The organism is Gemmatimonadota bacterium (assembly GCA_016704275.1).
In the GTDB taxonomy this organism is placed as follows: Bacteria; Gemmatimonadota; Gemmatimonadetes; order Gemmatimonadales; family GWC2-71-9; genus Palsa-1233.
The window spans coordinates 602670-616115 of the sequence record JADJAK010000002.1 but is presented as its reverse complement, the minus strand read 5'-3'; the positions used below and the strand labels follow the sequence as shown (position 1 = coordinate 616115).

The window sequence follows — 13446 nt, the reverse complement described above, 5'->3', positions numbered from 1 at the left end:
GCTGTGACCAGTGACCAGTGACCAGTGACCCGTAAGACGTAAGAGGTGAGACGTGCCCGCATTTTGGGCCCCGTTTCACCTCTCACGTCTTACCTGTTTACTGGTCACTGGTCACAGGTCACCGCAGTTCACCCTTCGTTCGGCGGCCCCTGCACCGGCGGCGGCCCGACCGGACGTCCACGCCCGGTGCCCAGTAGACAGCCACCCTGCCCACCGCCACCGGCGGGGCAGGCACCCATCAGGCCGGCACCCTGTCCGCCGAGACCCTGCCCGCCGAGACCCTCGCGCACCCTGCCCGCCGGCACCCTGCAGTCGCGCACCCTGCCCGCGCGCACCCTGCACGCCGGCGCCGAGCCCGCCACCACGGCGGCCGCCACCCACCACCCCGCGGCCCTGGCCGCGACCCGCTTTGCGCGCCTGCATCATCTGGAACTGCTCCGGCGTGAGGACCGCCCGCAGCGCGTCCTGGTGCTTCCTCTTGGCCGCGATCCGCTGGTCGTCCATCGCGCGCATCGCGGCGCGCTGGTTGTCCTCGATGGCCCGCAGCTTGGTGCGCTGCTCGGCGGTGAGGTCGGGAAGTTGGGCTCTGGCCACCGCGCCGCGGGGAGCGGGGGGCTGGGCGGGGACCTGCGCCGCCACCGGGGCGGCCAGCATGATGGCCGCAAGGGCCAAGTAGGGATGCATTGTCATATAGTGCTCCGTGTCAGGCGGCTCTGCCGCGTTCGTGCATGGAGGACGCCTTGGGCGCGGTGGCGTTAACGGGACCGGGTGGTTCGGCCTTTGCGGTATCTTTCACCCATGCTTCTCCCCCTGCTGGCCGCTTTGCTCGTCACCCCATCCGCCGATTCGACCCGCGTCGCGCTGGCACTGCGCGCCACCCTCGAGGCGCCCACCGTCAGCGGCCTCCGCTGGGGCGCCCTCGGCGACGTCCGCGAGGGACTCCGCGGCGCATATGATCGCCACGGCTGGCGTCCGCTCTGGATCAGCGGCAGCGGCCCCACGCCGGCCGCCAAGATCGTGCTGCGTGAGCTGCGCGAGTCGCGCGACCGCGGACTCGACCCCGACGACTACGATGTCCGCTGGCTGGACGCCGAGGCCGCCACCCTCGGCAGCCGCAGCGACTCACTCCGTGCCGTCTGGGATCTGGCCTTCTCGGTGGCGACGGCGCGGTACGCCCTCGCGCTCGACCGCGGCCGTGTCGACCCGCGCTCGCTGCACGCCACCCTGCTCCTGGCGCGCGAAACGTTCGACATCCCCGGCGCGCTCGTGTCGCTGGCCACGTCGAGCAATCCGGTGCCTGCGCTTCGTGCGCTCGAGCCGCCGTTCTATCACTACCGCCGGCTCGTCTCGGTGCTGCAGACCTACCGCCTGCTCGCCGCCGACTCGTCGCTCGCGGCACTGCCCGACATTCCGCGCGGACTCAAGCCCGGCACGGTCTACCCCGGCGCCCCAAAGCTCCGCCGCCTGCTCACCCTGCTCGGCGACCTCACCGACAGCAGTGCCGTCAATCGCGTGGCCGACGGCGACACCCTGTACGACGACGCACTCGCCAAGGCGATCAAGCATTTCCAGCGGCGGCAGGGCTTCGGCCCCGATGGCGTGATCGGCGACTCCACGCGCCTCCGCCTCACGCGGACCTTCGCCTCGCAGGTGCGCCAGATCGAGCTCACGCTGGAGCGGTGGCGCTGGTTGCCGCGCACCTTCTCGGCGCCACCGATCATCGTCAACATCCCCGGCTTCCGCCTCTACGCGCTGCGCGGGACCACCGATGCGGAGTCGGAGATGCTGACGATGGACGTGGTGGTGGGGAACGCGGTGAAGCACGACACGCCGTTGCTCGCCGTCGACCTCGTCGCGGTGCAGTTCCAGCCGCCATGGAACGTGCCGACGTCGATCCAGCGCGAGGAGATCCGCCCGAAGGCGATCGCCGATTCCGGCTACCTCGCGAAGGAGCAGTACGAACTGCTCGTCGGCGGCAAGGTCGTGGTGCCGACCGATTCGCTCATCAGGAAGATCGGGTACGGCGTCGCGGTCCGGCAGAAGCCCGGGACGCTCAATTCGCTCGGGCGCGTCAAGTTCGTGATGCCGAACAGCTCCGACATCTACCTGCACGACACCCCGGCCCGCTCGCTCTTCGCGCGCGTGCGTCGCGACTTTTCCCACGGCTGCATCCGGGTCTCGCTGCCGGCGACACTCGCCGCCTTCCTGCTTCGCGACCAGCCCAAGTGGCCGAGCGCGACGGTCGACTCCGCGATGGCCGGCGACTCCACCAAGCAGGTTCGCCTGACGAGTCGCATCCCCGTCTTTCTGGTGTACCAGACGGTGGAAGTGCGCGAGTCAGGCGAAGCGTTCTTCTATCGCGACATCTATGGCCACGACCGCGCGCTCGATCGGGCGCTGCGGAAGGGGTATCCCTACGTGCAGGAGCCGACCGGGCTCAGCCTGTCGTCCGCCCCCCGTATCCCGCCGTCAGGTCCACCACGTCGGTAAAGCCCATCCGCTCCAGCACCGACGCGCCGATCGCCGAGCGCGCGCCGGCCTGACAGTGGATGGCAAGTGGCGTCGTGCGGTCCAGCGCGGCGAGGGTCGTCGTCACCGTGCCGAGCGGATGCAGCTCGGCGCCGTCAAGATGGCCGGCGTTCCACTCATTCGGCTCGCGCAGGTCGATCACCAGGCGCCCCGCGGCTTGCATCGCGGGGGCGGCATTGATGTCGCCCTTGGTGACGGTCGCGCGTGACCCCACCAGCGCATCGAGGTCGAACGCGCCAACGACATGGTCGAGGCCGATCGACGCCAGCGCACGCTGGGCCTCGGTGGCCGTGGCGCGATCGGGGGCGATCAACGCGATCTCCTGATCGTACCGCAGCAGCCAGCCCGACCAGGTGGTGAATGACTTGCCGAGCGGAATGTTCAGCGTGCCGGCCGCATGTTGCGCGGCATACGCGGCGGCCGGGCGGATGTCGACCACGACGCCATCGGCGATGCGCTGCGCGAGCTGCGTGGCGGCGAGTGCCGCGGGCGCGGCGCGCACCCCCAACAGCGGCGCACCGTCGCGATTGATCCGCTTCATGGTGCCGAAGTAGGTCGGCGGCGACGGCTGTCCTTCGAGCACCGAAGCGACGAACGCCGATTCGTCATGGATGCCGAACGCCCAGTTGGTCCGCCGTTCGTAGCCGAGCGTGCTCGAGGGCATCGCACCGAGCGCCTTGCCGCACGCCGAGCCGGCGCCGTGGCCAGGCCAGATCTGCAGGTGGTCGGGGAGGGACGCCGTGCGTTGCAGCGAACGGAAGAGATCGCGCCCACCGGCCTCCATCGTCCCCACCACGTGCGCGGCGCGCTCGAGCAGGTCGGGGCGGCCGACATCGCCGACGAAGAGGAAGTCGCCTGACACCATCGCCACCGGGTCCTCGCTGCGTGCGGTGTCGGTCACGATGAAGACCAGATGCTCCGGCGTGTGGCCAGGGGTGTGCCAGACATCGAGGCGGACGCCGCCCATCACGATCCGGTCGTTGTCGTGCAGCAGCGTCGCGCCGGCCTCGGCGGCATAGCCGTACTGCCAATCCTTCCCGCCTTCGGCGGAGAGGAGAAGGTGCGCACCGCTCTGCGACGCCAGCTCACGCGCGCCCGAGACGAAGTCGGCGTGAATGTGCGTCTCGGTGACGCGGGTGATGCGCACGCCTTCCTGCGTCGCGGCCTCGAGGTACTGGGCCACGTCGCGGGCGGGATCGATCACGATGGCCTCGCCGGTGCGCTGGCAGCCGATCAGGTACGAGGCCTGGGCGAGACGGTCATCATAGAAACGGCGGACGAGCATCGGACGACTCCTGGCAAGACGACGTCAGTGGCGCAGTTCGCTCACCACGAGGAAGGTGGCGAGCAGCAACAGAAGTATGGCGAAGGCACGGGTCAGCGTGCGAGCGGCGATGTGCGGGGCGAGCCTGGTCCCGGCCACCATGCCGACCAGGGCGGCCGCGGTCACCTGCGTGGTGAGCGGCAGGTCGAGGCTCACCCGGCCGATCCACCCCGCGCCGGCTGAGGCGGTGTTGAGGGCGATCACGGCGAGGGAGGTGGCCGTGGCGGCCGCCATCGGCAGCCCGAGGACACCGCTCAACGCTGGCACGATCAGGAAGCCACCACCGACGCCCACCAGCCCGGTCAGGACCCCCACCGCCGCCGCCGCGACCACAACGCGTGGTAGCGAGGCGCTTGCGGTGCTGGCGGTCGGTTGGGCGCCGCTCGCCATCCGATTGGCGCGCCGCCACATCGCCGTCGCCGCGGCGAGCATCGTCGTGGCGAAGAGGATCATCCGGGGGGTGTCGGCGATCCTGGTGCCGAGCCGGGCCGCGAGGAACGAGGTGGTCATCGCGACCGCTGCAAAGCCTGCCACGGTGCGGAGCTGCAGTTGCCCGGCGCGCCAGCGGCTGAAGGCCCCGACCGCCGCGGTGATCCCCACCACCGGGAGCGACATCGGGACCGCCACCCCGGGGGCAATGCCCAGCAGGTGCACGAGCACCGGGACGGCGAGGATCGATCCGCCGCCGCCGAGGAGGCCCAGCGCCAGACCCACCGCAACGAATCCGAGCAAGCCGATGAACTGCAGGAGCAACCTCGGGGCGGGGTACGTGGGGTCCCTCAGAGGCGGGTACGCTACCCCGCGCTCCGGGGGGAGGCAAGACCGCCACCGGTTGACGATCGGGCAGGAGGGGTCGTCCTTTCAGGGATGGCCAATCCCCCCCCTGATGCCAGCCGGACGCTCCTCGAGGAGCTGCAGCAATCACGGCCGTTTCGATCGCCCGGACAGGAGGCGATTCTCGGCATTGCGCGGACCGCCTCCCTGCTCAACCGCTTCACCGCCGCGCTCCTCGCGCCGGAGGGGATTTCGGGTTCGCAGTACAACGTCCTCCGCATCCTCCGTGGCGCCGGCGAGGCGGGGCTGCCGACGCTCGCGATCCGCGACCGGATGATCGACCCCGCCGCCGCCATCACCCGGCTCGTCGAGAAGCTCTACGACGCCGGCCTGGTGGCCCGGGACCGGGGCGACGGCGACCGGCGGCAGGTCGTCTGCCGGATCAACGAAGCCGGCCTGGCCCTCCTGGCCCGTCTCGACCCCGCCGTGGCCGAGGCGGAGGAGACGATCGCCGGGGCCTGCTCGGAGGCCGAACTGCGCCAGCTGAGTGCCCTGCTGACGACGATCCGGCGGAGCGTCGGCTAATCGGCCTGGGGAGCTGGACTCTGGTCTGCTCAATATGTGTTGTTGACAACATATTGCTAGTCAACTATCCTTCCGGTCGTCACCACTGACTGTCGATCCACTCGTTCCCGTGAGGGCTGCCATGTTCCGCTCGCTGAATCGCACCACCAACGACATCGTCCCGTTCATTGCCCGGGTCACCCTGGCGCTCTTCATCCTGCCGCACGGGCTGCAGAAGTCGGCCGGCCTCTTCGGTGGCTACGGCATCGCCGGGACGGTGGGCTTCATGGAGTCGCTTGGCGTCCCGACGGCGCTCGCTTACGTCGCGATTGCGGTGGAATCGATCGGCGGGATCGCGTTGCTGTTCGGCGTCTTCGGTCGGCTGGCCGCCGCCGCCCTCGGCGTGCAGATGATCACGGCCGCCCTGATGATGCACCGCGCGTCGTTCTTCGTCGGGCAGCAGGGCGGCGGCTTCGAGCTGCATCTGCTGGCCGTCGGCCTCGCGCTGATCGTGCTGCTGAAGGGGAGCGGACGGTGGAGCGTGGATGGGCTGCAGGCGGCGTAACGGCGAGAAGCGAGAAGCGAGAAGCGAGAAGCGTGGCCCAGCGGAGAGAGCTTCCCGCCGAGCCACGCTTCTCGCTTCTCGCTCTCGCTTCTCGATCAGCCCTTCGCCAACGCCTCGTTCAACACCTTCGCCAGCCGGACGCTCGCGCGGAGGACGCGATCCTCAAGGATCACTCGCACCTTGGCGAGGTAGCTCGGATCGACGTCGAGCGACGTTGGCAGGAAGGGGTAGGCCACGTCGCGCGCCACGTCGTGGGATTCCATGGCCCAGTCCACGATCGAGCCGCGGGTGAGGGTCGCGAGATCGCCGCGCTGGTCGAGGGTGCGGCCGATCTCGACGACGAACCGCTCCTCCGGCACCCCGGTCGCCACCAGCAGGCCGGTGTCCCAGAGCGAGTGCAGCGTCCACGCCTTGCCAGCCCAGGTCAACTTCACGTCGTTGCCGCCGCGGTCGCCGCGATCGCCGACGTGGAGCGGCTGATGCATGTCGCCCATCAGGTGCACCACCCACTTCAGCGCCTCGGCCCGTTCACTGCGTGGCTTTGAACGGTCGCGCAGGATGGCAATCTCCTTCTCCAGCATCGCGATCACGCAGGTGCCATCCGGGCAGACCGTCTTCGGCCGATAGATCGAGTCCCAGATCGGGATGTTGACGTAGTGCCAGGGGCCGGTCTCGGGCCGCGAGGGACGGATGCTGTCGGCCCAGGAGGCGACCGAGGCGAGGGTTTCGCCGGGGATCAGGTCGCGGACGGCGAGCCGCGCGGCCGGCGTCAGGCGGGCCGCGGCCACGCGGGCGATGATCCGGTGCCCGAGCTGGCCCCAGAAGAGGTCGTCATGATCGGCACGGGCTGAGGAAGCCGCGCCCAACAGGAGCACGACGGCAAGCAGGCAACGACGCATCGGATGCGCTCCGGCATGGGGTCAGGCGGCGCCTCGACGGCGACGCTGACAGATTCTAGTCGAATCGCGGGGTCGGCGTGTGCAGGGTGTCCCAGCCGTGACGTCCACCCCTTCCCCTGATCTGGAGTCGCTGCCCGTGCGTCTGTCGATGCTCCCGCTCTTCGTTCTGCTCGCCGCCACCCCCCTGGCCGCGCAGGACAACATCACGCCGAACGGCTCCCGCATCACGAACCCCGGGGTGACGCGCGCCTCGGCGACGGTGGATTCCGTCTTCGTCGAGAAGCGCAGCACCCAGGGCCGCGTCGATGTCGGCGACTTCACTGCCTATCTGCTGGCTCGCCTGGGCGTGCCGCCGTTCTCCGATTCGCTCGCCTTCCTGGTCACCTCCGACAGCAACCGCATCCGGATTCGCGGCCGCCTGATGGATTTCCCGCCCGAAGCGCGCGCCGAGCTCGGACCGATCTTCTCCTTTGTCGATTCGACGTCGTCGTTCATGGCGGAGCTCTCGATGCCGCAGCGTGACAACGGCGTGATGCGCTTCCGCCTCGAGCGGCTGCTGGTGCGCGACATCGCGCTGCCGGAGTTTCTCTTCCTGCCGGCGCTGGCCGAGTACGCGCGCCGCTATCCGGTGCTCACGGCCGGTGGCCGCGAATTCCTGGTGGCGATGCCGCCAGAAGCGAAGGTGGGGATCGGGGCGAATGTGCTGGAGTTGGTGATGCCGAAGAAGAAGTCGTAAGTCGTAAGTCGTAGGTCATAGGTCCCCGACGGGGGACTTGCGACCTACGAGGCCTCACTTCGGACGACCCCTTCCCCAGCGACTATCTTCCCACCCCATGCACGACCCCTGGGCCGCCCTCCGGCTGCCGGACTTCCGCCGTTTCCTGACGGCCCATTTCACCACGACGCTCGGGATTCAGATCCAGGGCGTCGTTGTCGCGTGGCAGATGTACCTCGACACCCACGATCCGCTGGCGCTCGGATTGATCGGGCTGGCCGAGGCGCTCCCCAACATTGCGACGGCGCTCTTTGCCGGGCATGTCGCCGATCGGATGGACCGGCGCAAGCTGGCGCTGCTCGCCACGATCACGCTGCTGGCCTGTTCGCTGGCGCTGGCGCTGCTGGCGGGGCTCACTGGCGAGGCCGCGGAGCATCGCGTCCTCGGCGCGTACCTGGTGATTGCGGTCAGCGGGATCGCGCGCGCCTTCCTGCAGCCGGCGCGGACAGCGCTCGCTGCGGCGATGGTGACGCGCGAGGTGCAGGCCAACGCCGTCACCTGGCGCAGCACGACGTGGCAACTCGGTGCCGTGGTCGGCCCCGCGCTCGGCGGGATCCTCAACGTCTGGCTCGGCGCGCAGGGGAGCTATCTGGTCGACGCGTCGCTGATCGTGGTCGCGCTGGTGGCGCTGCTGGCGATCCAGTTCCGCGGCGCACCGCCCGTTGCCGAGATGGCCGAGCCGATCCGCGAGTCACTCGCCGCGGGCATCCGCTTCCTGCGCGGGCAGCAGGTGCTCCTCGGCGCGATGACGCTCGATCTCTTCTCGGTGCTCTTTGGCGGGGCGGTCGCGCTGCTGCCGATCTTCGCGGCCGACATCCTGCACGTCGGTGCCTGGGGGCTTGGCGTGTTGCGCGCGGCGCCGGCGGTCGGCGCGGTCGCGATGTCGCTGGTGCTGGCCTGGCGGCCACCGATGCAGCGCGCGGGGCGCGCGTTGCTCTTCGCCGTGGCATGGTTCGGCCTCTTCACGATCGGCTTCGGACTGGCGCGCACCCTCTGGCTCTCGACCCTCTTCCTGGTGCTCACCGGCGCGGCCGACATGGTCTCGGTGGTCGTGCGCTCGACGCTGTTGCAGCTGCTGGTGCCCAATCACCTGATGGGGCGGGTCACCAGCGTCAACCAGATCTTCGTCGGCTCAAGCAACGAGATCGGTTCCTTCGAGTCAGGCCTCGCCGCGCGCCTGATCGGCGCCGTTCCCGCGGTGCTGCTCGGCGGCGGCATTACACTGGCGGTGGTCGGTGGGACGTGGCGGTGGGCGCCGAAGTTGAGAGAGGTGGGGAGGCTGGACGAGGTGGGGAGATGATGGATGATGGATGCTCCACCATCCGTGTCATCCTGAGCGTAGCAGCCCGCAGGGCTGCGCAGTCGAAGGACCTCTCGCCGAACGATGGGAAGAGGTCCTTCGACTACGCCCGCTTCGGGCTCCGCTCAGGATGACAACATGAATCCATCATCCATCATCCATCATCCATCATTTGACTCGCCGCCAGTCCATCCACACCAGCACGCTATGCAGCGTAATCGTCACCGCCGACACCGCGCACCACGGACAAAACGTCTTCAGGACGATGAACTCGCCGTACTTGAGGCGGAGCGTGAAGAGCAGGGCGGGGTAGACCATCAGCGCCAGCAGCTTCGTGGTGCGGGGGTCGCGGATCCAGCGCGGCTGCACCCCGATCATCGCCGTGATGAAGACCATGGTGTAGCCGACCGCCCCGATCAGGGCGACGTCGACCCCGAAGACGTACCCGTACGGCGAGAACTGGGCGATTTCGCAGCCGTGATTGGCGGTGCAGGCCAGTTGGCCGGCGAGGCCGATCTTCCAGAGGTGGAGGTAGGTGGCGACCACCCCGGAGACGAGGGCGGTCAGGGCAATCCAGTGGCGCGGCGTCAGGCCGTCATCGTCGGGGGCGGACATGGCCGGAGTCTAGCCGCGGGGCCGCCCGGACGGAACGGTGGGGATGGTATCTTTGCCCCCCTATGGCTGACCTGACCCCCGAGGCGTTGGCGGCATTGATCGCCCGCCGACGCACCTTCGCGATCATTTCGCACCCCGACGCCGGCAAGACGACGCTGACGGAGAAGCTCCTCCTGTACGGCGGCGCGATCCACCTCGCGGGGTCGGTCAAGGCGCGCCGCGCCGCGCGGCATGCCACGTCGGACTGGATGGCGCTCGAGCAGCAACGCGGCATCTCGGTGACCTCCAGCGTGATGCAGTTCGCGTATCTCGGCTATCAGGTCAACCTGCTCGACACCCCCGGCCACGCCGACTTCTCCGAGGACACCTACCGGACGCTGGTCGCAGCCGACTCGGCAGTGATGCTGCTCGACAATCGCCGTGGCGTCGAGGAACGGACCCGGCAGCTCTTCGAAGTCTGCAAGATGCGCCGGATGCCGATCTTCTCCTTCGTCAACAAGTGCGACCGCCCCGGGGGCGATCCGCTCCAGTTGATCGGCGACGTCGAGACGGACCTCGGGATCGACATCCACCCGGTGACCTGGCCGGTGAACACCTCCAACGGCTTCGTCGGCGTGGCCGACCGGCGACGGGGCGAGGTGCTGCTCTTCGATCGTGGTGGTGACCACGGCGCGGCGATGGTCGAGACCCGCCGCATTCCGCTCGCCGACGGCACGCTGGCCGACGCGATCGGCAGCGAGGCCGTCGCCACCCTGCAGAACGAACTCGACCTGCTCGAGGCCGCGGGCCATCCGTGGGACGAGGAGGCGATCCGCAACGGGACGCTCTCGCCGATGTTCTTCGGCTCGGCGCTCACCAACTTCGGCGTCGAACCGTTCCTGCACGACTTCCTCGCCGTGGCGCCGGGGCCGTTGCCGCGCCCGATCGACGGGGGCGGCGAGGTCGAGCCGACCGACCCGGAGTTCACCGGCTTCGTCTTCAAGATCCAGGCGAACATGGATCCGAAGCATCGCGATCGGATCGCCTTCGTGCGCGTCTGCTCCGGCCGCTTCGAGGCGGGGATGACGGTCACGCTGGCGCGCACCAAGAAGACGCTCCGGCTGGCGCAGCCGCAGCAGTTCCTCGCCCGTGAACGCACCGAAATCGAGGAAGCGTTTCCGGGCGACGTGATCGGCATTCTCGATCGCGGCAACCTGCGCGTCTCCGACTCGCTCTCGCTCAAGGGCGACATCGCCTTCAGCGGCATCCCCCGCTTCGCGCCGCAGCACTTCGCGCGCGTCGTGATCGCCGATCCGCTCCGCCGCAAGCACCTCGACACCGGGCTCCGGCAGCTGGGCGAGGAAGGGGCGGTGCAGGTCTTCTATCAGGAATCGATCGCCGGGCCGGTGCCGATCGTCGGCGCCGTCGGCATGCTGCAGTTCGACGTGCTGCTGTTCCGGCTGCTCAACGAGTACGGGGCGCCGTGCCGCCTCGAGCCGCTCCCCTTCCGCCACGCCCGCTGGGTGCGCGGCCCGGAAGAGATCATCGAGCAGATGGTCGAGGGACGCGCCCGCATGCGGCTGTTCGATGCCAAGGGGCAATCGATCATCCTCTTCGAGGACGAATGGGCGCTGCGGCACACGATGAACAAGGGAGAAGGGTTGGAGTTCCTGGAGGCGGCGCCCTGACAGGTCGTAAGTCGTAAGTCGTAGGTCGTAAGTCGGGCCCGTATCCCGAACGAATGACCGACCGCGCGTCCCGCACTCACCCCGGCCGGCGCACCGCCGCCGCGACTACCGCCTCCATCCCCGGATGCTCGTCGCCTACCGGCCCCCGGACCGCGTACCGCCCATCCCGGACTCGTCGGCGGCGCCGTATCCCGCGCCTCCGCGGCCTCGATCACTTCCTGCGCGATCCAGTTCCGCAATACGTATTTCGGGTTGACGGCGGCCATCGCAGCACGGCGATGCGCGCCGGGCACCGTCTCCTCGCGACGCGGGCCAGCCAGCGCTCCAGCCACGGATCGAGCAGCGCCGGCGCGGCGACCGCATCGGCGAGTGGGGCGAGCGTTTCGGGACGATTCGCGTCGACCGCCGACAGCAGGCGGAAGGTGCGGGTGTAATCCGCACCCGCGCGGTGCATGAGCGTGAAGAGATCGCTGGCGAGCTCGCCGTCGCCATCGAGCCGGCGCGCGAGGCCGAGCTTGGCGCGCACCAGGGTGTCCATCGTGGTCTCGAAGGTGGTGCGATACGATTCGAGCGCAGCGAGCGCCGGCTCCTGCGCCACCAGCGGGAAGAGCGCCTCGCCGAGGCGGGCGCAGTTCCAGAGGCCGATGCGCGGCTGCTGATCGAAGGCGTAGCGCCCGCTCGGATCGGAGTGGTTGCAGATGAAGCCGGGGTCGTAGCGCTCCAACCAGCCGTAGGGGCCGTAATCGAGCGTCAGGCCGAGGATCGACATGTTGTCGGTGTTCATCACGCCATGCGCGAAGCCGACCGCGGTCCACTGTGCCATCAGTCGCGCCGTTCGGTCCACGATCTCCCGATACCACGCGGCGTAGCGCTGCTGGACCGGCAGCGCGAGGCACTCGGGGAAATGGTGCTCGATCACATGATCGGCGAGGAGGCGCACCTCGTCGGCCTGCTTCCGCGACGCGAAGAGCTGGAAGGAGCCGAAACGCACGTGCGACGGTGCCACGCGGACGAGGACGGCGGCGGTCTCGGCGCGTTCGCGATAGACCGGCGCGTCGCTGCCGGCGATCGCCAACGCGCGGGTGGTCGGCACCCCGAGGCCGGCCATCGCCTCGCCGGCGAGGTACTCGCGGATGGTGGAGCGGAGCACCGCGCGGCCATCGCCCATGCGCGAGAAGCGCGTCATCCCGGCACCCTTCAGCTGCACGTCCCAGTGCTGGTGATTGCCGCTGGTGACCTCGCCGAGGAGAATGGCGCGGCCGTCGCCGAGCTGCGGCACCCAGACGCCGAACTGATGGCCGGCGTAGATCGCCGCGACGGGGTCGGTGCCGGGCAGGGTCAGGTTGCCCGCGACCCAGGCGAGGAAGTCCGGGTCGGCGGCCGCGGCGGGGTCCAGGTCGAGCAGGGCGGCGACGTCGGGATTGAACGCGACCAGCCACGGGTCGGGCAGCGGCGTCGGCCCCACCCGCTCGCCGAAGGCGTCGGGGAGGGAGGCGAAGCGATTGTCCCACGTCAGCGCATGCAGGGGGCGAAGCATGGGAGAAAACTAGGCGCGTTTGACGGCCGGCGTTCCACTTATGCAACGTTGCGACTTGAAACTACCGGACCCATGACTACGTTCCTTCTCTATCGCCCCGGATCTCCCGGGGCCGCTCAGGCAGGAGGTTGTGATGACACCGAAAGACTGGATCAAGATCGTGGCCGGGATGCTCGGCATTTTCCTCGTCGGGATGATCGTCGTCTCGGGCGTCAACGCCGGCAAACGGAAGGTCGGTGAGATCGCGACCACCGCGTCGACCCTCTCCATCCCGATGCTCGGGGCGCCGTTCCGGATCAACGACCTCAAGCTCGGCTCGCTCCAGCAGCTGCAGGTCAAGCGCAGCGCGCCGGACCGCATCGAGGGCTTCGAGCTGACGATCACGCTGAACGACAGCGTCGACGTCGAGCGGTTCGCCGACTGCGAGCTGACGGTCACCGATGCGCAGCAGATCGACAACAAGATGCACTTCGCCTGCCTCACCGAGGCGGACAGCGGCTTTGCGGACCTGGTCCAGTTCGGCACCATCACCTTCAAGCCGTCGGGCCAGCGCCACCGCCTGATGCTCCCCTCCTCGGTGGCGGAGGACCTGCGGAACGGCACCGATGGTCAGGCGAACGACACGGTCTCCCGTCGGGACAGCGCCGGCAACGTCAACATCAAGATCAACGGCGAGCAGGTCGTTGATATCCAGGGCAGCGACTCCGGCGGGCGGATCCAGATTCGGGACCCGAAGACCGGGAAGCTGATCGTGGACATCCAGGGCGGGGAGAACGGCGGGACGGTCAAGATCGACGGCAAGACCACCGCCAAGGCCACGTCCACCGGGCACTGATTCTCCCGCAGCGCGCCGATGGTGTTATGCTCCCGGCCGGAATCCCGGCCGGGAGCGCTTTG

The 13446-nt window shown here is 69.1% G+C and carries 13 protein-coding genes; 7 read left to right on the top strand and 6 right to left on the bottom strand.

Translation table 11 applies throughout. From position 1 onward, the window contains the following. Positions 1-111 precede the first annotated feature (111 nt). Positions 112-684 carry a hypothetical protein gene (locus tag IPG05_06660; GenBank protein ID MBK6494769.1) on the bottom strand — a complete coding sequence of 191 codons (573 nt, stop codon included), beginning with the start codon at positions 682-684 and terminating at the stop codon, positions 112-114. 114 nt (positions 685-798) lie between these two features. Between IPG05_06660 and IPG05_06655 the strand changes: the two genes are divergently transcribed. Continuing rightward, the gene (locus tag IPG05_06655; GenBank protein ID MBK6494768.1) at positions 799-2490 is read left to right on the top strand and encodes a L,D-transpeptidase family protein; all 1692 of its coding nucleotides are present in this window, start codon (positions 799-801) and stop codon (positions 2488-2490) included. Here the strand turns inward: IPG05_06655 and IPG05_06650 are convergent. Together IPG05_06650 and IPG05_06645 are read right to left on the bottom strand one after the other, a co-directional pair. Further along, positions 2438-3814, bottom strand: a complete 1377-nt coding sequence (locus IPG05_06650; protein MBK6494767.1) for an MBL fold metallo-hydrolase — start codon at positions 3812-3814, stop codon at positions 2438-2440. The genes IPG05_06655 and IPG05_06650 overlap by 53 nt on opposite strands. Before the next feature lie 24 nt (positions 3815-3838). Further along, on the bottom strand, positions 3839-4585 hold the full coding sequence (locus tag IPG05_06645; protein MBK6494766.1) for a sulfite exporter TauE/SafE family protein: 747 nt from the start codon (positions 4583-4585) through the stop codon (positions 3839-3841). A 135-nt stretch (positions 4586-4720) separates the two neighbouring features. On the opposite strand from IPG05_06645, the gene IPG05_06640 reads away from it, so the two are divergent. Both IPG05_06640 and IPG05_06635 read left to right on the top strand, forming a co-directional pair. Continuing rightward, positions 4721-5212, top strand: coding sequence for a MarR family transcriptional regulator (locus IPG05_06640; protein MBK6494765.1), 492 nt, complete (start codon positions 4721-4723; stop codon positions 5210-5212). A 121-nt stretch (positions 5213-5333) separates the two neighbouring features. Further along, positions 5334-5756 (top strand): DoxX family protein, encoded by a 423-nt coding sequence (locus IPG05_06635; protein ID MBK6494764.1) that lies wholly within the window; start codon positions 5334-5336, stop codon positions 5754-5756. 95 nt (positions 5757-5851) lie between these two features. On the opposite strand, the gene IPG05_06630 is transcribed toward IPG05_06635, so the two are convergent. Then, positions 5852-6655: a S1/P1 nuclease gene (locus IPG05_06630; GenBank protein MBK6494763.1), complete on the bottom strand. Its 804-nt coding sequence runs from the start codon at positions 6653-6655 to the stop codon at positions 5852-5854. 136 nt (positions 6656-6791) lie between these two features. Here IPG05_06630 and IPG05_06625 point away from each other — a divergent pair, with 136 nt between their 5' ends. Both IPG05_06625 and IPG05_06620 read left to right on the top strand, forming a co-directional pair. Then, entirely contained in the window at positions 6792-7391 is a 600-nt protein-coding gene (locus IPG05_06625) for a hypothetical protein (protein ID MBK6494762.1), read from the top strand. A gap of 97 nt (positions 7392-7488) precedes the next feature. Next, positions 7489-8730 carry an MFS transporter gene (locus IPG05_06620; GenBank protein MBK6494761.1) on the top strand — a complete coding sequence of 414 codons (1242 nt, stop codon included), beginning with the start codon at positions 7489-7491 and terminating at the stop codon, positions 8728-8730. Positions 8731-8898: 168 nt separating this feature from the next. Here IPG05_06620 and IPG05_06615 read toward each other — a convergent pair whose 3' ends face one another. Beyond that, on the bottom strand, positions 8899-9345 hold the full coding sequence (locus IPG05_06615) for a vitamin K epoxide reductase family protein (GenBank protein MBK6494760.1): 447 nt from the start codon (positions 9343-9345) through the stop codon (positions 8899-8901). Positions 9346-9407: 62 nt separating this feature from the next. On the opposite strand from IPG05_06615, the gene IPG05_06610 reads away from it, so the two are divergent. Then, on the top strand, positions 9408-11012 hold the full coding sequence (locus tag IPG05_06610) for a peptide chain release factor 3 (protein MBK6494759.1): 1605 nt from the start codon (positions 9408-9410) through the stop codon (positions 11010-11012). A gap of 211 nt (positions 11013-11223) precedes the next feature. Here IPG05_06610 and IPG05_06605 read toward each other — a convergent pair whose 3' ends face one another. Next, a complete protein-coding gene (locus IPG05_06605; GenBank protein MBK6494758.1) occupies positions 11224-12549 on the bottom strand; it encodes a YdiU family protein in 1326 nt (441 codons plus the stop codon). Positions 12550-12682: 133 nt separating this feature from the next. Here IPG05_06605 and IPG05_06600 point away from each other — a divergent pair, with 133 nt between their 5' ends. Further along, positions 12683-13384: a hypothetical protein gene (locus IPG05_06600; GenBank protein MBK6494757.1), complete on the top strand. Its 702-nt coding sequence runs from the start codon at positions 12683-12685 to the stop codon at positions 13382-13384. Positions 13385-13446: the final 62 nt, after the last annotated feature.

Coding starts and splice junctions, on each gene's coding strand:
- IPG05_06660 (MBK6494769.1), bottom strand. CDS start 684: ATGCATCCCTACTTGGCCCTTGCGGCCATCATGCTGGCCGCCCCGGTG.
- IPG05_06655 (MBK6494768.1), top strand. CDS start 799: ATGCTTCTCCCCCTGCTGGCCGCTTTGCTCGTCACCCCATCCGCCGAT.
- IPG05_06650 (MBK6494767.1), bottom strand. CDS start 3,814: ATGCTCGTCCGCCGTTTCTATGATGACCGTCTCGCCCAGGCCTCGTAC.
- IPG05_06640 (MBK6494765.1), top strand. CDS start 4,721: ATGGCCAATCCCCCCCCTGATGCCAGCCGGACGCTCCTCGAGGAGCTG.
- IPG05_06635 (MBK6494764.1), top strand. CDS start 5,334: ATGTTCCGCTCGCTGAATCGCACCACCAACGACATCGTCCCGTTCATT.
- IPG05_06630 (MBK6494763.1), bottom strand. CDS start 6,655: ATGCGTCGTTGCCTGCTTGCCGTCGTGCTCCTGTTGGGCGCGGCTTCC.
- IPG05_06620 (MBK6494761.1), top strand. CDS start 7,489: ATGCACGACCCCTGGGCCGCCCTCCGGCTGCCGGACTTCCGCCGTTTC.
- IPG05_06615 (MBK6494760.1), bottom strand. CDS start 9,345: ATGTCCGCCCCCGACGATGACGGCCTGACGCCGCGCCACTGGATTGCC.
- IPG05_06610 (MBK6494759.1), top strand. CDS start 9,408: ATGGCTGACCTGACCCCCGAGGCGTTGGCGGCATTGATCGCCCGCCGA.
- IPG05_06605 (MBK6494758.1), bottom strand. CDS start 12,549: ATGCTTCGCCCCCTGCATGCGCTGACGTGGGACAATCGCTTCGCCTCC.
- IPG05_06600 (MBK6494757.1), top strand. CDS start 12,683: ATGACACCGAAAGACTGGATCAAGATCGTGGCCGGGATGCTCGGCATT.